This is a genomic window from Vibrio sp. YT-19(2023) (assembly GCF_033337395.1).
Genome location: NZ_JAWOQN010000021.1, coordinates 17,224 through 41,417, shown reverse-complemented (window position 1 = coordinate 41,417; position 24,194 = coordinate 17,224). Strand labels below are relative to the sequence as shown.

Genomic DNA, 24,194 nt, shown 5'->3' with positions numbered 1-24,194 from the left:
GTATGAAATGCTCAGAACGCTCACGTCCTGTCGAATACAATCGTCGTGTTAAGAGTGCACAATGGTGCAAATAGATGGTGTTTAGGCAGAAAACTGACTATTGAGTGCGACGTACATGGCATTGGTATCTTTCCAACCAGAAATGCGATGATCGCTTGTGAAATGATAAAATGTGGACTGGTTGTGACGCCAGTTAATGTCCATCAAGCTGTATGCGTAACCCGCATCAGCGTAAAACGGAGTAGTGAGATCGCCGACAAAATCTACGTGCTCGTCATCAAGCCCTTCCCGTAAGTAAGACGTCCAGCGCTGAGAGTTAAACAAAGCAACGGAATCGAGACTTGCATAGCCTTCAGATACTGGAGATTGAGAGCTTTCTTCTGAAACTTCAGAAAAATCGACGGAAGAGTTTGGCGATACACTTACGGCTACAAAAGGTTGTAGCTTAGAAAAGTGCGGTACGTGAGCCTTGTGGTCGATTTGCGCAGCAGATACATGCACTGGTAGCAATACCATTGCAAATAGCAGCAAAATCAACTTTCTAAGGTAAATCCAAGGCATAGGAACTCACTAAAAACACAAAGAGCCAAGTTAGGTCACTTGACTCGTTGATAGTATTCCTATTGATTATGGTTCACAACTAAAAAGTTATAAATCTCTGATTTCAGGTTTGCATCGTTATTGCATTTATCAAAACGTCTTTAGAAAACTAGTGTAATTGGTGGTGAGTTATCGATAAAAAATATCGCCCTTATCAACATCTAAGTAGATCTTGTTCTCTTGCTCCAAACCGCCACAATAGATGAAGTAAACGTTGCGCTTTTTGAACGTCACAGAACGAACCCAGCCTCCGAGCTCCTCAAAATCACTCGGATCACAGGTTTCATCGTCTAACAATTGCTGTGTTTTCTTACGGAAAATATCCAAGTGAACTTTTAAATCATCCGACTTCTGTAGGTATTCATCCAATATCTCTAAGCGCTCTTGCTCTTTAATAACTGGCTCTGCATCCGATAACCCTTCAGCATTCAACCATTCGGCTTTTTCTTCTCCACCCTCTTCATAGACAAGATAGCCGGAGATTCGGTACCACCCATCTACTTTTTCTAACACCGATACTTTTTCTCCCTTATAGAGCGTATCGACAACTAAAGCATTAGGGTTAGGCTTGTTGTAAACATTGACACGACGCTCAATAACGTAGTACTCGGTAACTTCCGGGGGAACGGCTTCTAAATCCAGAATCGGTTTGGATGTTTCTTTTTGCAGTGACGATTGCTCGACTTGTGTAGCCTTTGGTGCTTCAGGTTCATCTTTCTGCATAAAGAAGAAATAGTATCCAGCCCCCGCTCCGCCGAGCAACAGCATGACAATCAATGCGACGAGAATTTTCTTCATGCCCTTTTCCTTTTCATTCTTTATTCTTATCCCACCAGCAGCACGCATGTCGTAGAAATTTGGGTATATACTCAAAAGAGCAGGTCAACTAACGCGAGCAATAATGATCAACAGACTCAATTGGATACTACTATTTCTTCTGTTCCCGATAACGGGGCACGCCAATATTCAATGTAACCCATCGTCGTGGAATGACAATCTTACCCAATTCAATCGTTTAGAGTCCAATTACAATCAGCATGTTGAGGTATTCAATACACTTTTGACCGAACATAAACAGCGTCAGTTATTGTCCGAAACCTTTTCACTGCATGAGCTCGTGCTACTTTGGCGTGCCAAGTCGAACCAAAATGTGTTCAAAGCGCAATTAAAAGCATCGATTCAATACAAAGAAGAGCTCACAACTAAAGCGAATCAGCTGCTTAAATTGAGCACACAATCCCAATGGTCAGCAAATGGGTGGGAGATACTGGCCCAGAAGTGCCGCGAGTCAAACAAAACAGCCAATCAAATAACTGCGGAATGGTATAACACCAACGCTTTGGAACTTGCTGAAGATTACAAGCGCCTCTCTTCACAATATCAAACTCTGTCACAAGTCTATGATAAAGAAGCCCGAGCGCTTCAATACGCTCAAGATGTTTCGAAGTAAAAACAGAGCCAGTTTTGAATAGACGATGTTGGTTTTTCACTCCAATATTGGACGTTATTCGTGCTTTTTATCTTTCCTTAGTCGTGAATGATATCAAATGTAAATAATGGGATTGTTCCCTTTGACAAACTTGACTAAACCATGACCAAGACAATCAATTTATAGAGACATACGTCACATTAATGCTTTACTTATGGACATTTTTTGGTTAGTTTAGCCATTAATAAAATTTAATAAAAAGTCACATTTGGCTGGAGATGATGCTACAAACATGGTTATCAATCGATTAAGTAACAGGGAATGTCCTAATGCTACCAAAGCCAAGTTTTTGTCAGTAGTTAGGCACGTAAAAGAGTTCGGTTCAATCAGTGATTTGGATCTGTGTAAAATCTTCGGAGAAACAATATGGAGTGATGGGAGGGAATACCATTCAGCCGCGTTCTCATTCAAGGTTGATAGATACACAGGTAACTGTGAAATCTCACAATACAAAAACCAATAAGGCTTAAGAATTTATAAGGCGGAGTCAGGAAACGGACTTCGCTTTTTTGATCATGGCAATCGTAAAGTCGTGCTCGGAGTACCCCTCAATCAATCGTGTATTCGGACACAGCAACCGACAATAGCGAAAGACACCTTCTTTATTGTGCGACGCTAACATTTTCATGCTGGGTAGTTTGGATTCATCCAACAAGTTAAACACACAACCTTTCTCTGTCGCTCGGTACATTTTATCAATCATTTCAATGGTATGATTTGGGTTGGTGGATTGATAGTTCAATGATCCGGAAGCAAAAACAAAGTCGCAACGAGGCAATACCAACGTTGAAAAGTCGCCACATATAAACTTACTTTGCGTACGAAAATCTCGTTTTCTGGCTTCAGAGATATACTGTTTTTGCTGATCAATGCCAATATAGCTTTGAGGAAGCCCCCCCGTAAGTTCGATAAACGCTAACAAGTCTCCGTAGCCGCACCCAATATCTAAAATACTTGAACCGTCTAACGTTAACCCTCGGCACAACGCCTCAAAACGGCTGATCTGACTATACTTATCTGCCCATCCCAGAGTTCGGGCTCTGTCTTTACCAAACTGTCTATATCGCTTTCGATGATAGTGGGCAATCTTAAGTCTATCGAAAAATTTCATCTTTCTTATGCATAAATCGGCAAACTGCCATTTCCTTTCACTTGTCTAATCGCTAGGTGGGTATGAATATCTTTCACATTTTCTAATCGCTGTAACTTTCTAGTAAATGTTTCATAACCAGCGAGATCTTTACTGACCACCTCTAACAGGTAATCATAGGCCCCTGATACGACATGGCATGAGATCACTTCATCCATCTCAACAACGGCATGTTCAAACTCATCAATCGAAGAAGCTTGGTGGTTATTTAAACTCACTTCAACAAATACAGTCATCGCGATGCCTACAGTGTCTCTGGACACAATAGCTCGATAACCACTTATTACACCTTCCTGCTCCAAACGCTTAATGCGTCTTGCACAAGGTGATGCCGATAGCCCTACTTGGTCAGCAAGTTCTGCCGTTGTCAGAGTGGCATCCTTCTGCATTAGGTTGATAAGTTGCCTGTCAATTTTATCCATTTATTCTTCCGTGCCTTTAATCACCAACAATTAACACTTATACGCAATTTATCACCAACATCAAGCCTAATTACGTCAAACTTTGCCTCCCTTTGGCAAGAGTTTTATTCAACAATTAACACATCATTTACAAATGGACATGTCGATAATGATCTTGGGATACGCAGCTATATTAACGACCTTACTGCTTTGGTCTGGTTTCTTTATTTCTTTAAAAGGGGGCGCAATTTCTGCCTTGCAGCCAGCCGATATCGCGTTAGTTCGCTTTCTAATCCCAAGTATAATTTTATTACCATTTGTGATTAAGCATAAACAGTCGCTGCGCGTAGTGCCTAAACGCTACCTGGTTGGTGTTGTGGTTGGAAGCGGCCTTCCCTATCTTCTGGTCGTCGGAACGGCTATGCATTTCGCTCCCGTGGCGCACGGCAGTGCATTAGTACCTGGCACTTTGCCATTGTTTGTTTCTGCTATCGCGGTACTTTGTTATCAACAGTCGCTGAGTGCTCACCGCTTAATCGGGCTTTCTACGGTGCTGTTAGGGATTTTCATATTCCTTCTTTCTAATAGCGGCGCAGAGTACAACTGGTCTCAATTACAAGGGCATATCCTGTTTCTAACTGGCAGCATCATGTGGGCTGCTTTCACCATCAGCGCTCGTGTCGCCAATCTTAATGCACACGTCTGTGCAGGATTCGTTGCAATCGCGTCTTTGGCTCTGCTCATCATCGCCGTTGGTTTCGGGTGGGTAGACAGTTATTTGGTGGTAACACCGTTCAGCCAGTGGCCATGGGAGGAGTTATTTGGCCACGCGATGCTACAAGGTGTTGGCGCAGGTTTAATCGCTTCTTTCACTTTCATTTATGCAATTAGGATCATCGGTGCCGAAGCCAGCGCTGCTTTTGGTTCATTAACTCCAGTCGTCGCGACACTTCTTGCCGTTCCAATTTTTGGTGAACAACCAGATTCTCTCACTTGGTTAGCGCTGATGTTGGTCACATGCGGCAGTATTGTGGCAAGCCAAATCTTTATGAAAGATGGAATGAACCAAACTTATCGCCCACCACTTCACAGATAGCGATGATTTTACAAAAACTTATGCCTTACTATCTTGAATAACAAAATGGCGTTTTGATAGCCTCAGCTTAACTAAAAAATTAAAACGCCAATGTGATGCCAGCCACTCATACTAAAGATGAACTGCATAGGTTTCTCAAACCGGGAATGAAGCTTTCTACTAATTTCGAATTTGGGCCTAAGGATCAATATACGTATTCCACCACCTATCTGGGGATGAAAGAAAATGCTTATTTGATTCTTGATATACCAATGCGTTTGCTTGAAGAGCAAGTGATGAGAAAACTCCCCAACGCCGATGTCATCGTGCGTGGTGTATCAGATACGGAGTTAGGCCATGTCATTGCGTTTAAGTCCAGCGTGCTGACGACGACCGTTCGACCATCCCCCCTTTTGTTTATCCGCATTCCAGGAACATTTGCAACCAAACCAGTTCGGGAACATGAGCGTTACAAGTTGCAAATGGACTGTAACGTTATTCATGCAGGGAATGTCTACGACGGTAGCCTTATCGATTTCTCTCTAGCAGGTGTTGGTATATCAACCTTGATTGAGCCCGAATTCAACGTGGGTGAGAGTGTTACCATCGAATGCCCGTTAAGCCACTATATCGGAGAAGAAAATCGATGTGTCATTGCCAACATTAAGAAATTGGTGAAGGGATGGGTAGTTGGAATTAAGTTTGCTAGTTCCATTGAGATGACTCACGAACTAAAAACAGAGTTACTGGAGCAATCCTTTCTAACCAGTAACGTCTGAACTTACTGCTCGCTAAAGCGCGTCGCCTCAAAGCTGTTGAGTATTCTGTGAACCGTATAGGTCACAAGCAGCGTCGCAACAATAGCAAACAAAATACTGCTCACGCGATACAGCGCACTGAACATTAAGTCACCATCCGGAGTAAGGTATTGGCCGAAAAGAATACCTAACGTGGTTAAGCCGCCAAATCCGGCTCCCGAACCGCTAGACTCTTTCACGTGCATATAACTGAACATCATAGCCCCAATCCAAAGCAATGGAACGATAAACAATAAGGTATCCGACCAATCGTATAATACAAGTTGTCCTACAATACCAAAGGTCACCCCCATCAAGGTCCCCATTGCTCTTTTTCGCGCATACCCTAAAGCACCGTTCCAATGCATAGGAAACAATAAAAGTAAGGTTGTCGCCTGAGCAGACATAGAGTCACTGAGGTCAAATAGCTGGAATACAAGGAAAGACATTGTAGCGATACTCGCCCCCATAAGGGCTTCATGACGCATGCGATGACTCTGTTTAGGCTGCGACGGTTTCGCTGGTGGCTGACGAGGTTCCGCATCGGGAATCAAAAATGTCACCACATAAGCAACGATCACTGAAATAACATTCGCTTGCAGATTGCTAAAGATTAGGTCATTTAAGTCAGTGGTTGGATAACTCGCAAAGTGCAGCATGATGCTTAAGCTCAGTACGCTGTTCGCTCCAAATAAGAATAAGCTCCCTTTTGACATACAGGCGAATTTATACAGGAACAACCCGAATGCAATGATTGTCATCATGCCTGGGTGCCCACCAAATAACCCACCAAGCACACCAACTTCTAATCCACACACAACCGCTGAAAAAATCAGTTGTCGTGCGGCATGTAGACTCATGACTGGCACCATTCCAAGTAACAGCATCGGGGTTACAGTAAAGAATACGCCATAGTTCCAACCAAATACTTTACATAAAGTGAAACCAATGGTCGCACCAGTTGCAATGCGCAAACACTGACGGAAGTCGTTTTCCGACATGGGGTGGTCCCATAACTTCATATCGCCTCCTCGTTAATAAATATAATGAAGAAGACTCAAGAATTGGATCTGGCACCTCGCTAACCAACCAGATAATGAGTTTTCTGGCAACAACTGCACGGTTGCTCGTGCCCCTGCTGGAAATGCGCGCTGCTGAGGTTCATCGATAGCTAAATGTAAACGTAAGCGCTGCGCGTCTCTCACCCAACGGTTTGAGTCAGTTGGTGTTGCTAAGCGACCATCCGCATCGAATTGACCCGAGCTGACCCCGGCATCCACACTCGTAATACGAGCTTCAAATACATCACCAGGTAAGCTATCAAAAGCCACTAACGCACGGCTGTTCTGATTAAAGTGTCGTAAACTCTTTTCACGAAAGTCGGCAATGATATCCACGTCATCGGAGACTAAAGCGACAAGAGGTGTACCAGCTGCCGCATAGGCCCCCGTCTCCAGCTGCAAGTTAGCGACAACGCCATCATGTTCCGCCGAGACTTGAGTGTAAGACAGATTAAGTTCCGCTTGTTTTAGCTGGTTTTGCGCCACGCGGATATTCACATTCGTTGCGCCTAAATCACCGCGGTTTACTTCCAACTCTTTTAAACGAGCACGTGCGGCCAGTAAGTTCGCTTTAGCTGCCGTTGCACTGCTCTGTGCGTCATCGCGCTGCTGTTGCGAAGTACCATTACGGTGAAACAGAGTATTAAGACGTTTTGCTTCGCGAACTTTTTGTTCCGCCACGATTTTGCTCGCTTCAACGTCTGCTTTTGCCGCAGCAATAGAAGCATCAAGTTGTTCGTTGTTTTGAATCACACGCTCAAGGTTAAGTTGAGCCTTTTCTACGGCGAGCTGATAAGGCTGGGGATCAATCTGAAATAGTAGATCGCCTTGGCTTATTTCTTGGTTGTTGGCAACATAAAGATGCGTAATCTGCCCACTCACACGGGGGGCCACTTTAGTTACCACACGCGTTGCCATTGCCTGAGGCGTCAACGGCATGGCGAGATCTGCAACTAGAAAATAGGCAAAGACAAGGACAAACGCGACGCAAGAATATTTGATCCAACGTGCGAATTTTTGATCTGGAGTCATAGGCGTTTACTTCTCTTTTTATTCGGTTTTCTGACTTATTCGCTAAGTGAATCAAGCGCATTGTGAGCAATCTGATCAAGAATCAATGAAAGCTGCTGAAGTTCCTGGTCGTTGATGTCCGTTAGGAGCTTGCTTCGAACTTGAAGAATTCGAGCCTCCATTTGCTTTAGTAGGGTTTTCCCCTCTTCTGTGAGGCTAACAATACGTGCTCGCTTATCGTGTTCACAGCAATGGCGAACGATCAGAGATTGCTCTTCTAATAATTTTAATGTTCGCATCAACGACGCTAACTCGATCTCAAGCGCTTCAGCCAAATGCTTCTGACTGATGTTGTCACCCATTCGATAAAGCTTCCATAACGCAGTCCAACGCGGATACGTTAGGTTTAAAGGCTCTAACTCGCGATCTGCAACCATTTTCCACAAACGAGCAACACGAGATAATTTTTCAGCCAGAGAAAGGTCTCGCAAACTGTTGATGTCTTGAATCATAAGATCTACTCAATTACTTAGCGTGCTAAGTAATATAAAATAGTTAGCACGCTAAGTAAATATCTTTTTGTGATTGAAATCACGTTGGGTGTGTCAGTGAAGGGGCAGAAATCTAAGTAACACAACACTATGTTTGAACTTGAAATGCAGCGATGTACACAACAAACGTCGAGACCAATAAAGTCTGATTTGTATAAGAGTAAAAGGGTCAGATACAAAAAAGCACAACCCACTGTCATGGTGTTGTGCTTTTCAGATAATGAATAATTGGGTTATCTCGTAGTGAGCCAATTCCTTATGTTCGCTCAACTAAGAACCGCTGCTTAAAATCCACAAATGCTTCATGGAGCGCATTTTCTTTAATCGGCTTGAGAAGCACGTAATTCGCACCCGATTCCATAAAGGCGTCACTGGTTTCTTTCGCGGTGTCAGCAGTACACGCATAAATTGGCGTGCCTAGTTTTAGCTTTTGTCGGATCTCTTTGGTCGTTTCAATTCCACCAAGATGCGGAAGTTGGTTGTCCATCAGTATCAAATCGTAAGTATGATCTTTTAAGAATTCCATTGCTTCTAACCCATCTTTCGCCCAATCAACCTGCATTTTGTACTTGTTACAAAACGCTTTTAGAATGAATGCGTTAGTATGGTTATCCTCTACCAACAACACTTTGAGACTCTCTGCAAATAGTTCACCTGGCTTAACTCGCAAACTCGAATCAAGAGGGGTGAGTACTCGCTCACGATCTTTCACTGGCATTGTAATGACAAAAGTCGTTCCTAAGCCTTTCTGACTGCGGACTTGAACATCACCTTCCAGCATGTCGACGAGGCTCTTCACAATGGTCAGCCCTAAGCCACTGCCGCCGTATTCTCGAGTCGTTGTTGCTTCTTCTTGAACAAAAGGTTCGAACATTTGGTCGAGTTTGTCAGACTCGATGCCGATACCTGTATCCGTAATTTCCACGACCAGCACGCTATTGTCAGCGCCATAGAACTGCTCAAGTTCAGCATGCAAGCGCACGCTACCCGAGGGCGTAAACTTTACTGAGTTACTGACTAGGTTGAATAAAATTTGGTTCAGACGAACTTGGTCAGTAAAGATTTCAACATTGGGATCTATTTTGTTTTCAATGACAAGGTTGACGCCTTTACTTTCACAAATAGGACGATAAATGTTTTCTAACGTTCGAATTGTATCAGTGAAAGAAAACGGGTGCTTTTGGATATTAAACTTACCCTGCTCAATCTTCGAAAAGTCCAAAATATCATTCAAAACAGCAAGTAAGTGCTCACCACTATGTCGAAGTACGTCAATTTGGTTATTCTGCTCTTCTGTTTCCACAGAGTCTTTTAGCAATTGAGCAACCCCTAAAATTCCATTGATTGGCGTTCGGATCTCATGGCTCATTTTAGCCAGAAAGTCGGCACGGGCTTGAGCAGATTTCTCTGCTTCTTTGCGCGCCAAGTTACTCTGTTTTTCCGCCTCAATTAGCGTGGTAATATCCTGACCTTGAACAATAATACCGCTAATATCTCCATCAACTCGAATCGGCGATAAGTTCCAGCGATATACTTTATCTCCAATTGGCACATTAACGCCTGTCAACGTAGCTCCCTGAGCCGCCATGCGAAGGTGTGGCATCAACTTTTCTTTGAAACCTTTGAACACTGGGTGCATGGTTTCAACATCGTTTTCCATGACTAACTCTTTGCGTGCTGCCGGATTGATTTGGACAAGCACACCCGATTCAGACCACACCATAATAGGTGATAACGCAAAGTTAAACAGGTCGCGGAAAGAGCGCTTTTGTGCTTCAAGCTCTTCAAAAGTGTTTTCTAGTGTCGAACCAATATGATCGAATTCCTCAATATCTGACCCCTCAAAACGCTCAAATCCTTTTTCTTCACGAGCCGAGCGGGTATATGCCATCAGGGATCCTAACTCTTCAACTACTCGATTCTCGATCCATTCTTTAGTCATTAGCGCAATCATGACCATACCGATAACTGAGGCTAGCATTGCTAGCAGGTGTTGGATTTGCAATGTCACCACGCTCTGATTGTCTTGCACAGTAAGCAAGCACAAGTCAGTCTCGGCGGCATTTACCTCAATAGGGGTTTTGATGATCAATAATTGGTCAAGCTTGTGCTGGGACTCTCGTCGTTTGAGTACGTCAAATATTTGATAAGCTTCATCTCCTACTAATGAGCTTGCCAATGGTGTGTTGTTAGCGACCAACACAACATTGTCGACGTTGCCTTCATTTTTTAGCCTTTCCATCAACCCAAAGTTATTATCTAAAACAACAACATTGTAAGAGTACCCCATCACTTCACCGGTTTTAGGTTGTAAAACGGGTACGCGACGAAGTAACAGATGGCGAGTTCCCATCGGGGTCTGTGAGGGTAGATAATACCAGTTGTTGCTAAAGGTCACTTGACTGGCAAGTCGGCTAAGTATCAGGTTGTTGATGCCATAGAAATGCGCGTTGCCATCGTCCCAAATAATACCTTGATGATCGGTTAGGAAACGAAACTCCGGTGTATGGGAAGGATCACTCTGGTCAATACTCATGAAAAAGTAATTGAGTGCCTCTTCATCACGTTCTGTATAAAAATCCAATACAACATCACTTTTCGAATTGCTGTTGTGATGAATCTGAATCGCTGCAAAATGGCTATCAAAAATGTTCAGGATCAGGGCAGAGGTCTGCTGCTTGGTTCGGTCGACTTCCTGCCAAATAATCTGCTTCGAGAAGTAATAACTCTGAACAAAGATGCCTAGAATGATCGGAGCAAGTACGAGAATAATTATTTTGGTAATAAGCGTCGACAGTGAGCGACGCTTTCTTGTTTTTGATGTAGTTGTCATCAATTATCTGAGTATCTAAATGCACGTTTTCTTAATGCTTCAATTCTTTCTGGAGAGTCCGATTTGGTAACGACTTCAAAATCACCAGAGTAAACGGTGGGAACTGGCTTTCCTTCTAAATCCCACTTAATGGCCTCAGCCATTGCAATACCTGTATCATCGTTCATACGCATAACGGTAACGTCTAACTCCCCTTTAGAAAGCGCCTCTAACTCTGCTGAACCGCCGCCCCAACCATTGATCATGACATCATCACGACCTAACTCTTTAAGAGCGTCAACAGCACCTAATGCTACATCGGTAGAACACGCGTAAATGAAGTCAACGTCCGGATACTTCTCCAAACTGGCTTTTGCAGCTTCATACCCAGATTGCTTTGTTGCTTTGGTGTAGTAAGCAGATTGTAGTTCAAATTGATTATCGCGGTTCACTTGGTTGATAAAAGTGTTGCCTCTGATGTCACTAATGTAGCCCTCTGAGAAGTAGAGAACACTATAGTGGCTATGTTTAGGGAAACGCTTGCCAAACTCAACGGCCAATTCACGACTTCCTTCTGCGTGGTCGAAACCAACATAAAGAAACGGCTGATGATGTTCCCAATCCCTAACAGGTGTGGTGATATTTTGTAAAATTAACTTGGTTTTCTTTGAATCTAAGACATGCTCAACAAACTTACGATGTCTTGTGGTATCTAGAGTAAAGATCAAGTAATCGGAGTTGCTTTTCAGCGCCTCCATTAAAGACAAACTTTGCTGCTTTATATCTGCATTAGGACGAGTAAACACTTGATTTAGTTGATAGTCGATATCAAGCTTATCTAGGCGTTTTTCAAACGCATCGATGTTTCGAATCCAATAATCAGAGATCTGCTGCCCTGGATAAACAACAGAAATTTTCAGTGGACGCTTTTTGTCTTTTGCTACGGGTACAGGGGTTTCTCTTACCACTTCAGCCAACGCACTAGTTAACTGCTTCTGTTGTGGAAACTGGTCTAAAAACTCTTGATATGCCCAATACCCATTAAGAACTTGGGTAGCCTGCACATTCGGCGCAAAAGCGGCCATTGAAATCAGGGAGAATACTAACGCTTTTTTCATCTACTGCTCTTTTAGCTTTTTTATGAGCCTAATTCAGCTCTATTCATTACCTAGCCGAGTCATCCTATACTCTTGTAATCTACCTTCCTCTTAGTGCCTGTTTCAATAGTAAATTGGTTCTTGGTCTGAGTGGATGCAAATAAAGTACATTGAGTCGCTTCCTTTGTCTCGATAACGTAGAGACATTTCGCGCTTTTCATATTCAGGCCCTTTAAACAGAACACCAGCCCATTATGCGTCAGTTTATTCCTACATGGTACTCCAAAAACAAAAAGAAACCGCCAATGTGACATAGGCGGTTTCCGTGTATCTTTGCGTAGCAAGGGCTTATCAGAGTGCCACTATCTCTAACATCATTTGTTGATGTTCGTCGACGACAATATTTGCTTTTGACATAACGAGCAGCTCTTTTTTCGCTTTAGTTAGTTGCTTAATATAGTACTCTGCTCGCATGGCAAGCGTCTTTGACTCAAAATCCGATGACCATTCCAATACCAAAGGGCCTTTTCCCTTCAAAGCTTTCGCTCCTTTTCCGGTTTGGTGCTGATTGAATCTTCGTTCAACATCATTGGTAACACCACAATACAACGCGTTGCGGTTATTTCGTATCAGGTAGACACTCCAACGCTGCGTTGTATTTTCCATCATGAAAGCAGTGACTCAACCTTAGCTTTTAATTCATCCAGCTCTTCTTTCAGCTGAGCGACTTCGAGCTCTAGCTGACTTACTCGATCGGAGCTCGAGCTTGCAGCAGACACAGGCGCTGCAAGTTCGGACGCATCAACATCACCACAGAACAAATGCATATAACGCGACTCCCGCTTACCAGCCTCACGTGGTAATTTGACCACTAATGGTCCTTTCTCTTCGCTTGCTAAATGCTCAAGGACCGTTTCCACTTCTTTTACATCATGAAATGTCGCGAGACGATTAGTACGAGTACGAATTTCCCCAGGTGTTTGAGCACCGCGCAAAAGCATACAGCATACAATGCCCTTCTCCTGCTCTGTCAGCTTTAAATCACCAAATTCCGTATTACAGAAACGGTGTTGATACTTGCTGACGCGGCTGTTGAACGCACTTTCGTCACTGACGAGCCTGCGCTCAATAAGAGCATCAACGGCATCGAGAACGTCTGACTCAGAGAGTGACATCACGGGATCACGGTTGCTTTTTTGATTACACGCGTTGGTTAATGCGTTTAGGCTGAGGGGGTAAAGATCTGGGGTAGTGACTTCTTTTTCGATCAAGCAACCAATAACTCGTGCTTCAATTGCCGTTAGCTCAACTTTCATAATGCATTTCCTTATTATTTTTGCATTTGACTTTGTACCTAAATCGCTTCGAAATCATACGCCATAAATTCACACAGCAGTGCAAGAAGCGTTAGCGGTTCAGGTGTTGGTGTCAGGCTAAAGCATAGCGTAAGACCTGACACCCCTTACGAATAGGGTCAGGTATCAATGCTCCGAGAGAATCGGCACTCTCGTCAAATTGCCATCTTGGTCGACCATCATTATTTTTGAACGATTAAGCTCAACTTCGATGATTTCGAGTTGCTCGCGAGCGTTGATATACGCCGTTTTTAACTTTTCAGCCACAGAGCGAGTGACTTGCTCATTATCTTGACTATTTACTTGCTCCGCAGTGTTACCAGAGTCCATATCAAGTTCATCATTTTGCATTCAATAGTGTTGATAATATAGTGAAGGCCACGTTATGACAATGAATCGATGGATTCTACGATGTTGGCCAAAACTCGAAGAAAGCAGCACGATTATATGGACACAACGCAATTGGTTGAGAAATGTTCAACTCTGCATTGCTATTGATCTAAAGACTGTTATGCCACTGGATGTTGTGCTTTAATCGAGGAAGATATTCATAAAATTAGGAAAGAGAACTATGAGTAGCGTATTTGAAATCGTTAACCAAGCTCGTCGTAAAAACAAACTAAAACGTGAGCTTCTTGATAACGAGAAGAAAGTTCGTGATAACCGTAAACGTGTTGATCTTCTAGAAAACCTTCTAGACTACATCAAACCAGAAATGACTCACGATGAAATCGTCGCAATCATCAAAAATATGAAAGCAGACTATGAAGATCGTGTTGATGACCACATCATTAAAAGCGCTGAGATCTCTAAAGCACGTCGTGACATCAGCCGTCGCATTCGTGAGCTGACTGAAGAAGACAAGCAAACTAGCGGCAAAAAATAAACGCGTAAGCTAGATTTTCGAACCCCGAGCAAGAATATCTTCCTCGGGGTTTATTTTTGTCTCTAAACTAACCGCCGTGTACAATCAATCTAACTCTTATTCCTAACGCATTCAGCTTTCTATGTCTTCAACTACGACAAGTACACAACCAACGCTTGCAAAACAATTATTTACAATGACCTGGCCAATGCTTTTTGGCGTTCTGTCTTTAATGAGCTTTCAGCTTGTGGATAGCGCGTTTATCGGTCAGCTCGGCGTTTTACCGTTAGCCGCTCAAGGTTTCACTCTGCCTTTGCAAATGGTCATTATCGGCATTCAAGTCGGTCTAGGGATCGCAACGACAGCGGTCATTTCTAAAGCTCTTGGGGCGAATGAAAGTCGGTATGCCAAACAACTTGGCGGATTGGTATTGATGATCGGCTCAATTGGTGTCGCTATTTTTGGCGGGCTAATTTGGCTTTTGCGCTACCCCATTTTAGCTCTATTAAGCGCTCCAGAATCTGTTATGCCGATAATCGACAGTTACTGGCCTTGGTGGTTATTAAGCTCATGGACTGGTGCGGTTTTGTATTTTTATTACAGTATCTGCCGAGCTAATGGCAATACAATGTTACCTGGCACAATGATGATGATAACCAGCGGCGTGAACCTTGTACTCGATCCGCTATTTATTTTCACGTTTGACTTGGGTATTAACGGAGCGGCAATAGCAACCATCGTCGCTTTTGGGTTTGGTATTTTAGTCGTCGCTCCTCGCGTGAAAAAGAATCACTGGGCAACGACACAATGGCAAGATCTTAACGTAGCCAAAAGTGTTGCATCTATCGGTAACATTATGGGCCCCGCGATGATTAGCCAACTGCTGCCACCGTTGTCTTCCATGCTAGCAACAAAATTATTGGCAAGCTTTGGAACCGCAGCAGTCGCCGCTTGGGCACTTGGTTCACGCTATGAGTTCTTTGCTATCGTTTCGGTCTTGGCGCTGACAATGTCTATGCCTCCAATGGTTGGACGCTTACTTGGAGCAAAGAACTATGAAGATATCCAAAGGCTCGTCAGTATTGCCGTAAAATTCATTCTAGGTTTCCAACTTTTGATTGCTGCCATTACATTTGCCGTCGCAAACCCACTCGCATTATTGATGACAAGTGATGTGCAAGTGGAGCAAGTCTTGGAAATGCATTTACTGATAGTGCCGATCAGTTTGGGTTCGTTAGGGGTTTGTATGCTAATGGTTTCTCTTTGTAATGCATTAGGCAAATCTTACACCGCGCTCACTATTTCAGCGCTGCGCTTGTTTGTCTTTTTCCTACCGTGCTTGTGGGTTGGCGCTCAAATGGATGGAATCCGAGGTTTACTCTTAGGCGCTTGTATCGGCAACCTGTTAGCTGGTGTTTCCGCATACCTAACCTATCGCCAAACCATACGCAAACTCGCAGGCGCTCAAGCCAACGCGTAACGATGAATAATCAGAACTAAGCCCCTGAAATGGGGCTTAATCGTTTTGACACCTTGTCTAAGTTGAAATGTTAGCTAGGCGAGTTTTAATTCACTAAAGAGCTCAAACAACTGGTTCGATTTATACGGCTTAGGTAAATAAGCATCCATGCCTGCCGCAAAACAGTTGTGGATGTCTTCTTCCAAAACACTCGCAGTGAGTGCGATAATCATCGTTTTTTCACGTCCTGCTTTCTTTTCCCAACGACGAATTTCTTTCGTCGCGGTCAGTCCATCCATCACGGGCATCATGCAGTCCATTAAAATTGCATCGAATTCTTCTCCCTTTGTGATGGCTTCTAACGCTTCTTGACCGTTGCTTGTTATCAAATAGTCATAACCTGCTTTATCCAGAAAGAAACTCGCTATTTTCTGGTTCATCAAGTTATCCTCCGCAATTAAGATCCTCCGATGAGAGCGCGACGCTCGATATTCAGAGCTGACAACATTATTGGTGACATTGTCACTTGATATAGTCTTTTCAACCTTAGCTAAATCATCAATGACATGCTTAAATCGATTGCCAAGGAAAGGTAATGTGAGTACGGCATGTACTTTTTCTGCATTTTCGTAGGGAGTGGATAAATGATGCTGGCAAATAATCACACGGCGAAGATCGTAATTAAATGATAGATTATCCAAGATTTCATCGGTATTAGCGTCGTTACTGTGGCACAGAAATATGACATCAAAGTCATCATTTATCGCTTGCACTTCATTCACATTATTAACACCAAAGAGATTGATTTTCGCTAAGCGACACTCTTTTAATACTTGGTCGGCGTAGTCGTAATTTGAGCAGATCAAAAGCCCTTTATTAATCACCTCAGAACGCCAGCCAAACACCGGAATTGCTTCAACCTCAATCGAGAATTCAAAGCATGTGCCCACTCCTTTTGTAGATGTTGCTACGAGCTTGCCCCCCATCATCGACACAAGCTGACAACAAATTGCCAAACCCAACCCTGTACCGCCAAATTGCCTCGACACTCCTTCATCTTCCTGAGTAAAGGGTTCAAAAATCGTGGTTAACTTATCTTGATCAATGCCTATTCCGGTATCTTCTACTTTAAACGTCAGCACTCCACGTTCTTTCTCAGGTAACTCTTCATAACTAACATCAACGCATACATGCCCACTTTCGGTAAACTTAACCGCATTCGATACCAGATTCGTAACTACCTGTTTGACACGATGATCATCGACCATCACGCGAATGGGGATATTTTCAGCTAAATTAATACCTAACTTTAGCTGTTTAGATGTTGCTTTGGATTGGAATAAAATCATCGACTGATACACGACTTCTCGGATATCCGCTTCTACTAGTGACAGCTCCAATCGTCCAGACTCGATTTTAGAGAGATCCAATATATCGTTAAGTAAAGTAAGCAGCGTTTGAGATGAGGAGTCAATGTCATCAACAACTTCTTGTTGATGCGAAGACAACTCACTTTGAGAGAGTATTTCTGTCATGCCCATGATCCCGTTAAGGGGCGTGCGTATTTCATGTGACATGTTGGCAAGAAACACAGATTTTGCACGATTAGCCGATACTGCTGACTCTTTTGCATGCAGTATTTCTTCAGTTTGTCTCTGCATTTCTTCAACCACTCGATTCACTTGCTGAGCAAAAATGGTCAGTTCATCACTTCCATCAACTTTGACTTTTGTTTGCTTCTCTTCGGAGTTGATCAACGCGTTTAAAGTATGAATGATCGCATCGAGTTTGCTGTTAACTCGGAACCAAGTACTAAATCCGAGCCAACAAAGCAGGATAACCACTAAGGCGACGCCAAAACTGATCATCGCTATATTGGCCTTTTGTTCATGAACCTGCGTGAGAAGCGACTGCTCAGTTTGTTTGGTGAACCCATCAATGAGCACTTGTAAGCGCTGCACACGAAAATCGAGTTCTTTTAAATACGCGGCGTAGTCACTTTGTGACATGTCTCCTGACATTAATTGTCCGCGAGACGCCAAGCTTCTCTGATATCTCGGCGAAGTAAACAAGCCAAGCAATTTATCCACTTGCTCGTATGACCCACCTAAGTTTAAAAACGCATCCAAATTTTGCTGCTGTCGGTCAATCGCCTGATAAAACATACTTTGACTTAGCCGACTCTCAGGGTCTTGGACTAAACGGTTCGTCAGCCAAGCTTCTTTCTGTGTCCAAAAAGAGAGCTGAGCAAGGTAGGCAATAAAATTTTGCATGCGAATGCCGTCGTCACTGCCATACCATTGATGATTTTGCAACAAAGAGCGCGACATATTTTGGAGCTGTTGAAATGCCCAATCACCCAGGTCGTCCATCTCACTCAATCTACCTGACAATACCCCCTGCATGGCTTCTTTCAGTTCATCAGCATACTCAGCAGTATTAGGGTTACACACAAACTTTTGATGCAAAGAAGAAATAACTTCACCTTGTTCTTCAATATTAATGGCTGCAGAGACTTGAAGATCAGGCTGTCGGCGTACTTTCTCTATGGAGTAAATAAAGTGGGAGGCCTTGGATATCAATTGGAAACCTTGAATATTGCTAACCGTTTGATTGAGACGGCTCACGCGCAACGCATTATCAGAAAACTGCTGAACTGCAAACACCACTATTACCACAGCGGGTAATAGTGCGAGGAGTGCTAAGCGTGTTTTTATTGATAATCTCAACATCCATCAGCCTAATGGTTGATTTCATCCGTTTATTTAATATTAGACTAGTTTCTTGCATTGAAAGGCATATACGACATTGTTACTTTCAAACAACATTCACCTACCTAGATTATGGTTATTGTGAGTATTTTATCATCGGCTAATGAAGTGGCAATTGTGATTCAAGTCATATTTTTTGATCTTAAAGTTGGATGCAAACAATAAAGTTTCACTCACAACTAAGAGTCGCATCACTTTTCAGGAAATCATCTATTGTATGTTTACCTATTGAGTTGCCTTATCGAGTCAAATCACACAAAAATGCAAAATATCCATTTTTGTCAACAAAACTAATTTGAAAGCAAACGTTATCATCGCAAAAAAAGTAAGTTACTTTCTAAATGTCAATACGTGAAAACCACTGCTTTAGTCACATTAATCCACCACTAACGTCCCCTTAAGTAGTGTTTTACACTGGATTTAATTTTCCTAGCAGAATAAGGACTCCGACCTTAGAATCCGCACACATAACTATTACAACCCGATTACATAACCCACCACACTCTTGCACGCTGCCGAAGAGGCAACAGCAGAGAGTATGGTTAGCCCCCAAAACGTGAAAGGTCTAATACAACAATGAGTCCAGAGAAATATCTCCAAGACTGGCAAACTAGCCAAACGATTGCTGAATCTATTTCCCCTCTAATTGGTAAGCTATATCGTCAAAAAGGAATCGAAGTGGTTCTGTTTGGTAAAACGCTTATTAATGCTACTACTATAGACATTCTCAAAACTCATCGCGTTGTAAGACGTTATACCGGTAACCCACTTTCGCTTGAGCACACGATGCCTATTATTCAAGCGCTTTGTGAAATGAGCATTTCTTCATGCCGTGTCGATGTTGGCCAATTGGCAACTATGTACTGGAATGAACATGACGATACAAGCTCTCTAAACGATTTCCTTATCACTGCACTTGATGGCGCTCGCGACGCAGATTCTTCATTGAAAGCGCGTGATGTGGTTCTTTACGGGTTCGGTCGCATTGGTCGACTACTTACTCGCCTTCTCATTGAGAAAAGTGGTCCAGGTTACCCACTAAGACTACGTGCGATTGTGGTTCGTGGCGGTAAAAAAGGCGATTTGGAGAAGCGTGCTAGCTTGTTGCGTCGTGACTCAGTTCACGGTCAGTTCAACGGTAGCATTGTTATCGATGAAGAGCGTAAAGCACTGATCGTTAACGGCAACTACATCCAAATCATCTACGCAAATAACCCAAGCGAAGTGGATTACTCAGCTTTCGGTATCAATAACGCGCTAGTTGTTGATAACACAGGTGTTTGGCGTGATTCTGAAGGCCTGAGCCAACACTTAGCGTGTAAAGGCGCAGAGAAAGTACTGCTAACAGCACCAGGTAAAGGTGACATCAAAAACGTAGTATTCGGTGTAAATGAGTCGGTAATTAAAGAAGATGACACCATCATCTCTGCGGCAAGCTGTACAACAAATGCAATCACGCCAGTCCTTAAGGCTCTGAACGATAAATATGGTGTTCTTTCTGGCCATATTGAAACCGTGCACTCATACACAAACGACCAAAATTTGATCGACAACTTCCACTCTGGTGACCGTCGCGGACGTAGTGCTTCACTAAACATGGTTCTGACTTCAACAGGTGCGGCAAAAGCAGTTGCTAAAGCATTGCCAGAGCTTGCAGGCAAGCTAACAGGCAACGCGATTCGCGTACCGACACCAAACGTATCTATGGCAGTCGCTAATCTAAACTTAGGTGAAGACGTAGACCGTGATTCACTGAACGATTACTTGCGTGAAATGGCGTTGAACTCTGAGCTTTCGGCACAGATTGACTACACCGATTCAACAGAAATTGTATCAACTGACTTAGTTGGTTCTCGTCATGCAGGCGTCGTAGATGGTCAAGCGACTATCGCACAAGACAAGCGTTGTGTACTTTACATCTGGTACGACAACGAATTCGGTTACAGCTGCCAAGTTGTGCACTGTATGGAACAAATGATGGGTGTTCGTTACCAAACATTCCCTCGATAGGTGAACTTTGCTCCACAACGTTAACCACATAGCGTAGCGGACAATATCTCATATTTGTTCTAAATAATAAGCGCCATGCGCATTACTAATATTTTTCCCCGTTTATACGCCTGATCACCCTCAGGCGTTTTTTCGTTTCATTCATTTGACACTCTCCGGACAAAGTGAACGTCAGCATTCATGTTTTGTTCATGTTCACAGCATTAATCTGAGCACATAAATTACAGAGAGGTCATGATTATGAATCGGATTATTGTAACTGCACTAGCACTGATTACCGGCTTTTTTACGTTAGTATTTAGCTTGATCATTGCGATTCCGTTGACCATCGCAGCATTAATTACCGGCAAGCGTATTGAAAAGCGCGTCAAGAAAATGCAGAGAGAAATGCACGAAGAATATGAATTTAATACAGGTAAAGCAGATGCGATTGAAGGTGAATTTGAAGAGGTTCGCCGGTAAGTAAATAAGATTTAGATGAGTTTCTCTCCCCCGACCGCTCCTGAGAAACTTCTTGCTTTCACCCTGTCCTTAAAATGGCAGGGTGCTTTTTTGAAAAGCACAATATTGAATAAACACCTAGCGGTTTATTGCTTTATCTTTTTGTTGTAGGAGGCTGTGTAACCAGCCTCCCATAAATCACCATCGACACCAGAGTATGGGTTGGATTCTTTCGGAGCGCCGCTTAGGCAAGCATCTTTGCCTTCCTTCTTAATTTCATCGATGTGATTTAAAACAAAGTCAAAGTGTTTAGGATCAGCCTTTTGTAGTAACCCGTACAAAAGGCCAAAGCCAAGCATCGTAAATACAAACAGTTCAAAAAACACCCAAATGCTCTTTGTTGAAAAGAATATCCAAGCAACGCTGCAAACACTGGTCAAAATTACTACTGGAGCTAAATCTACTATTCTTTGCATATTGCTCTCACCTTCTAAACAGTCATGAAGTCTCTACCCCTTTCATAGGGTAAGTAAGAGGAAAGTCCGTTTTTATCCAATAAAGCACTCTCGACTTAATATGCGACACTGTTAGTATTAACGTTAAGTGGCTATCGTTCTCATTATAACAATGCGTTGGAAAGTAGCTTTCACAGCAAATGAGAACATGAACCAAAGTAACACTATTGACAATATTAATTTTAGCAACGTTTAGCGTCAGAATTACGTAAATTGTGTAAGGGTTACTGAGAGTAGACAAAAAAGCAGCCACACGGGCTGCTTTTAGTATTTCTGTCTTGCGAGCTTGTCTATACCGTTACGACCACTCTAAGAGCCAGCAGCATGAGTACTACTCCTGACAAACGATCAATCAACACTGCCTTAGAGCGAATTCTGTCAACGACTTTAGAGCTCGATAGCACTAGGGTAATAAAGGTGTACCAAAGCCCATCCACAACAAACGGCGTGGCAACAATGATCATCTGATTACTCAAATCATTACCGAGCGCGACAAACTGACTGAATAATGCGATAAAAAACAAAGCAATTTTGGGACTTAAAATCGAGATAAAAAAGCCTTCTCGCGCAGACTGGATTACCGTTGTTTCCTCACCTGACTCCAACTTCGCAGCCACACCACCTTTTGAACGCAAAGCATTAAACCCTAAATACGCAAGATATGCCGCACCCACAAGGCTAATCGTCTTGAACAGCATCGGGCTTTGCTGCAAAACAACAGCGAGCCCAATCAAGGTAATAAACGCATATATACCAATGCCAAACGCATGAGCCCAAGCCGCAGCTAATCCATTGATACGTCCACCAGCCAACGAGTGCTTAGCGACAATAGCTAAGCTGGGACCTGGTGACATAGCCCCTAATAAACACACGGTAAAAAGTGATAACCAAACTGTTAGTGTCATAAGAATCTCCCCTCTTTGAAGCTCACTCTATCAACGGAAGAGGTATAATTAGAAATCAAAGTTATTCATACTAATCATGACTTCAAGTCATAGCTAAACGGTGTACGTATTAGCGAATGGAATATTCAGAAATTTGCATTACTGAGCGAATCTCTTCTCGCACCCATTTATGCGCAGGATCCGTGTCGTATTTGGGGTGCCACATTAACCAATATTGATGAATAGGTGTTTCGAGTGGTAATGCTTTATGGGTTAAGTCCCAATGCTTAGCGAGGTTAACGGCAATATGTTCAGGAGCCACCATCAGGTGCTCACTTGCAACTAAGCGATTGATCGCAGCAGAGAAGAATGGAACCTTAAAGGTAACGTGGCGGGTGTGCCCTAGCTCTTTCAATGCTAAATCAGTGTAGGAATCTTTGTCTCCGCCGCCAGTCACTTTGATGTGTGAATATGAAATCAAGTCTTCAACACTGATCTGGTCCTGCTTTGCTAACGGATGAGAAGATTTCATCAAACAGACTGATGAATCCTCACCAATTTTAACGCTCGACACACTCTGTGGTTTTTCTGGATACATAGAAGACGCGATATGGATGCCCGTCTCATGAAGTTTATCAAGAAAGTTGGGTTGCCACAGTCGGTACGCCATATCTAGCTGTGGCGCTTGTTCACCCAAGTGAGAGGCAATATCGGGCAATACGTATTGCGCCACGTAGTCACTAGAAGCAATAACAAGCTCACCTTGCCACTGCCGCGGCTCAAAAGGTTGGTCATCGAGTAAATGGTCAAACTCAGCCAGTAATGCATCAAGCTTTGATTTTAACGCTATTGCTCGTGGCGTTGGTATCAGTTGATTACCTTGACGAATAAGCAGTGGGTCACCACACAGATCGCGCAATTGTGCAAGCTGTCGACTGACGGCAGACTGCGTAATGTGCAAACGGTCTGCGGTCCGGCTGACATGACACTCCTCTAAAAGTACATGCAAGGATCTAAGTAGATTCAAATTAATGTTGTTTAACATATTCGCTCAGAAGGGTTTTCAACATGGCATCCATTCATGGTCACTTCACAAACAGGTTCCCAGTCGTGTTAAAGAATTCAGCTAAGACGGTATGAGTCATCAGGTTTCGAAGCTCTGGATATCGTTGAATTTGATCTCTGATTTCGTTCAAGCGAGCCATCGTAGGCACTTCGACAAAAACCATCATGTCCGTCTCACCGCTGATCGCATGACACCATTTTACGCCATCAATTTTGTATAACTCGTCCGCGTATGATTCGCAATAATACGTAGAGGTTGATTTATCGAACTTTAAGGCAAAATAGGCGCAAATCGAATCCCCACCCGAAGGCGCAATTTCAGCGTGATACCCTAGAATCACTTTGTCATGCTCTAGCTTGCGAATACGGGCCGTTACCGCAGAACGAGAAAGGTTTACTTTATCCGCAATTTCAGTCACCGACAGCCGAGCGTTGTGCCTGAGCAGATCCACAATCTTATGATCAAACTTGTCCATACCGTTACCAAGCTTTCCTTATTTTTCTCATTCTATACCGATTCTAACTGCATAAGAAACCAACATTTTGTTGGAATTATTTAAAACAACCGTCATATTGACGGTTTAGTAAATCATTTTGTTATTAACATTTTGGATATGCTATTTGGCGGGCATGAGATGAGTGCTGTTATCCATTTCAACAGAAAATAGATAACACATTGAAATCAAATTCCCAACTTAAGTACTCAGCACATAAATAGCATCGCTTAAACACATAAAACGAAATAACCAGAAGCCACAAGCTTTTTCGTAATAAGCCTCATAACA

General features: G+C 43.0%; 24 protein-coding genes. 7 read left to right on the top strand and 17 right to left on the bottom strand.

The genetic code is table 11. The annotated features are described in order from the left end of the window. Positions 1–81 precede the first annotated feature (81 nt). Together R7E78_RS16100 and R7E78_RS16095 are read right to left on the bottom strand one after the other, a co-directional pair. Complete coding sequence (locus R7E78_RS16100) at positions 82–561, bottom strand: hypothetical protein (protein WP_318058053.1); 480 nt, start codon at positions 559–561, stop codon at positions 82–84. 168 nt (positions 562–729) lie between these two features. Beyond that, on the bottom strand, positions 730–1,398 hold the full coding sequence (locus R7E78_RS16095) for an SH3 domain-containing protein (protein WP_005385650.1): 669 nt from the start codon (positions 1,396–1,398) through the stop codon (positions 730–732). Positions 1,399–1,501: 103 nt separating this feature from the next. On the opposite strand from R7E78_RS16095, the gene R7E78_RS16090 reads away from it, so the two are divergent. Then, on the top strand, positions 1,502–2,050 hold the full coding sequence (locus R7E78_RS16090; protein WP_017635183.1) for a hypothetical protein: 549 nt from the start codon (positions 1,502–1,504) through the stop codon (positions 2,048–2,050). Between the two features lie 526 nt (positions 2,051–2,576). Here R7E78_RS16090 and R7E78_RS16080 read toward each other — a convergent pair. Then, positions 2,577–3,200, bottom strand: a complete 624-nt coding sequence (locus R7E78_RS16080) for a class I SAM-dependent methyltransferase (protein WP_318058052.1) — start codon at positions 3,198–3,200, stop codon at positions 2,577–2,579. Between the two features lie 5 nt (positions 3,201–3,205). Then, complete coding sequence (locus R7E78_RS16075) at positions 3,206–3,661, bottom strand: Lrp/AsnC family transcriptional regulator (protein WP_005373581.1); 456 nt, start codon at positions 3,659–3,661, stop codon at positions 3,206–3,208. 148 nt (positions 3,662–3,809) lie between these two features. On the opposite strand from R7E78_RS16075, the gene R7E78_RS16070 reads away from it, so the two are divergent. Continuing rightward, on the top strand, positions 3,810–4,736 hold the full coding sequence (locus R7E78_RS16070) for a DMT family transporter (protein WP_318058063.1): 927 nt from the start codon (positions 3,810–3,812) through the stop codon (positions 4,734–4,736). 95 nt (positions 4,737–4,831) lie between these two features. Further along, on the top strand, positions 4,832–5,494 hold the full coding sequence (locus R7E78_RS16065) for a flagellar brake protein (RefSeq protein ID WP_005373585.1): 663 nt from the start codon (positions 4,832–4,834) through the stop codon (positions 5,492–5,494). A gap of 2 nt (positions 5,495–5,496) precedes the next feature. On the opposite strand, the gene R7E78_RS16060 is transcribed toward R7E78_RS16065, so the two are convergent. From R7E78_RS16060 to R7E78_RS16025, 8 genes are all read right to left on the bottom strand, one after another. Next, a complete protein-coding gene (locus tag R7E78_RS16060) occupies positions 5,497–6,534 on the bottom strand; it encodes a DUF2955 domain-containing protein (protein ID WP_017635179.1) in 1,038 nt (345 codons plus the stop codon). Between the two features lie 12 nt (positions 6,535–6,546). Beyond that, complete coding sequence (locus R7E78_RS16055) at positions 6,547–7,605, bottom strand: HlyD family secretion protein (protein ID WP_017635178.1); 1,059 nt, start codon at positions 7,603–7,605, stop codon at positions 6,547–6,549. A 35-nt stretch (positions 7,606–7,640) separates the two neighbouring features. Next, positions 7,641–8,096: a transcriptional regulator SlyA gene (slyA, locus tag R7E78_RS16050; protein WP_017635177.1), complete on the bottom strand. Its 456-nt coding sequence runs from the start codon at positions 8,094–8,096 to the stop codon at positions 7,641–7,643. A gap of 295 nt (positions 8,097–8,391) precedes the next feature. Next, complete coding sequence (gene luxQ, locus R7E78_RS16045) at positions 8,392–10,968, bottom strand: quorum-sensing autoinducer 2 sensor kinase/phosphatase LuxQ (protein WP_017635176.1); 2,577 nt, start codon at positions 10,966–10,968, stop codon at positions 8,392–8,394. After that, on the bottom strand, positions 10,968–12,065 hold the full coding sequence (locus R7E78_RS16040; RefSeq protein ID WP_005385634.1) for an autoinducer 2-binding periplasmic protein LuxP: 1,098 nt from the start codon (positions 12,063–12,065) through the stop codon (positions 10,968–10,970). Before R7E78_RS16040 ends, luxQ begins: the two co-directional genes overlap by 1 nt. A 330-nt stretch (positions 12,066–12,395) precedes the next feature. Then, positions 12,396–12,713, bottom strand: coding sequence for a GIY-YIG nuclease family protein (locus R7E78_RS16035; protein WP_053304534.1), 318 nt, complete (start codon positions 12,711–12,713; stop codon positions 12,396–12,398). Then, on the bottom strand, positions 12,710–13,360 hold the full coding sequence (locus R7E78_RS16030) for a YceH family protein (protein WP_005373594.1): 651 nt from the start codon (positions 13,358–13,360) through the stop codon (positions 12,710–12,712). The genes R7E78_RS16035 and R7E78_RS16030 overlap by 4 nt, the downstream gene beginning before the upstream one ends. Before the next feature lie 165 nt (positions 13,361–13,525). After that, positions 13,526–13,750, bottom strand: coding sequence for a hypothetical protein (locus R7E78_RS16025; RefSeq protein WP_005385630.1), 225 nt, complete (start codon positions 13,748–13,750; stop codon positions 13,526–13,528). 220 nt (positions 13,751–13,970) lie between these two features. On the opposite strand from R7E78_RS16025, the gene R7E78_RS16020 reads away from it, so the two are divergent. Together R7E78_RS16020 and R7E78_RS16015 are read left to right on the top strand one after the other, a co-directional pair. Next, positions 13,971–14,285: a DUF496 family protein gene (locus tag R7E78_RS16020; RefSeq protein WP_005373603.1), complete on the top strand. Its 315-nt coding sequence runs from the start codon at positions 13,971–13,973 to the stop codon at positions 14,283–14,285. A gap of 121 nt (positions 14,286–14,406) precedes the next feature. Continuing rightward, positions 14,407–15,744, top strand: a complete 1,338-nt coding sequence (locus R7E78_RS16015) for an MATE family efflux transporter (RefSeq protein WP_005385628.1) — start codon at positions 14,407–14,409, stop codon at positions 15,742–15,744. Positions 15,745–15,818: 74 nt separating this feature from the next. On the opposite strand, the gene R7E78_RS16010 is transcribed toward R7E78_RS16015, so the two are convergent. Then, positions 15,819–18,455, bottom strand: coding sequence for an ATP-binding protein (locus R7E78_RS16010; protein ID WP_318058051.1), 2,637 nt, complete (start codon positions 18,453–18,455; stop codon positions 15,819–15,821). 615 nt (positions 18,456–19,070) lie between these two features. Between R7E78_RS16010 and R7E78_RS16005 the strand changes: the two genes are divergently transcribed. Both R7E78_RS16005 and R7E78_RS16000 read left to right on the top strand, forming a co-directional pair. Then, the gene (locus R7E78_RS16005; RefSeq protein WP_318058050.1) at positions 19,071–20,504 is read left to right on the top strand and encodes a glyceraldehyde-3-phosphate dehydrogenase; all 1,434 of its coding nucleotides are present in this window, start codon (positions 19,071–19,073) and stop codon (positions 20,502–20,504) included. A gap of 240 nt (positions 20,505–20,744) precedes the next feature. Further along, entirely contained in the window at positions 20,745–20,966 is a 222-nt protein-coding gene (locus tag R7E78_RS16000) for a hypothetical protein (RefSeq protein WP_005373607.1), read from the top strand. A 125-nt stretch (positions 20,967–21,091) separates the two neighbouring features. Here the strand turns inward: R7E78_RS16000 and R7E78_RS15995 are convergent, their stop codons facing one another. The 4 genes from R7E78_RS15995 to R7E78_RS15980 form a co-directional block, all read right to left on the bottom strand. Next, positions 21,092–21,421 (bottom strand): hypothetical protein, encoded by a 330-nt coding sequence (locus tag R7E78_RS15995; RefSeq protein ID WP_005373609.1) that lies wholly within the window; start codon positions 21,419–21,421, stop codon positions 21,092–21,094. A gap of 329 nt (positions 21,422–21,750) precedes the next feature. Beyond that, entirely contained in the window at positions 21,751–22,365 is a 615-nt protein-coding gene (locus tag R7E78_RS15990; protein WP_318058049.1) for a LysE family translocator, read from the bottom strand. Between the two features lie 109 nt (positions 22,366–22,474). Then, positions 22,475–23,389: a LysR family transcriptional regulator gene (locus R7E78_RS15985; protein WP_203492366.1), complete on the bottom strand. Its 915-nt coding sequence runs from the start codon at positions 23,387–23,389 to the stop codon at positions 22,475–22,477. Positions 23,390–23,429: 40 nt separating this feature from the next. After that, positions 23,430–23,885 (bottom strand): Lrp/AsnC family transcriptional regulator, encoded by a 456-nt coding sequence (locus R7E78_RS15980; RefSeq protein WP_005373615.1) that lies wholly within the window; start codon positions 23,883–23,885, stop codon positions 23,430–23,432. Positions 23,886–24,194 lie beyond the last annotated feature (309 nt).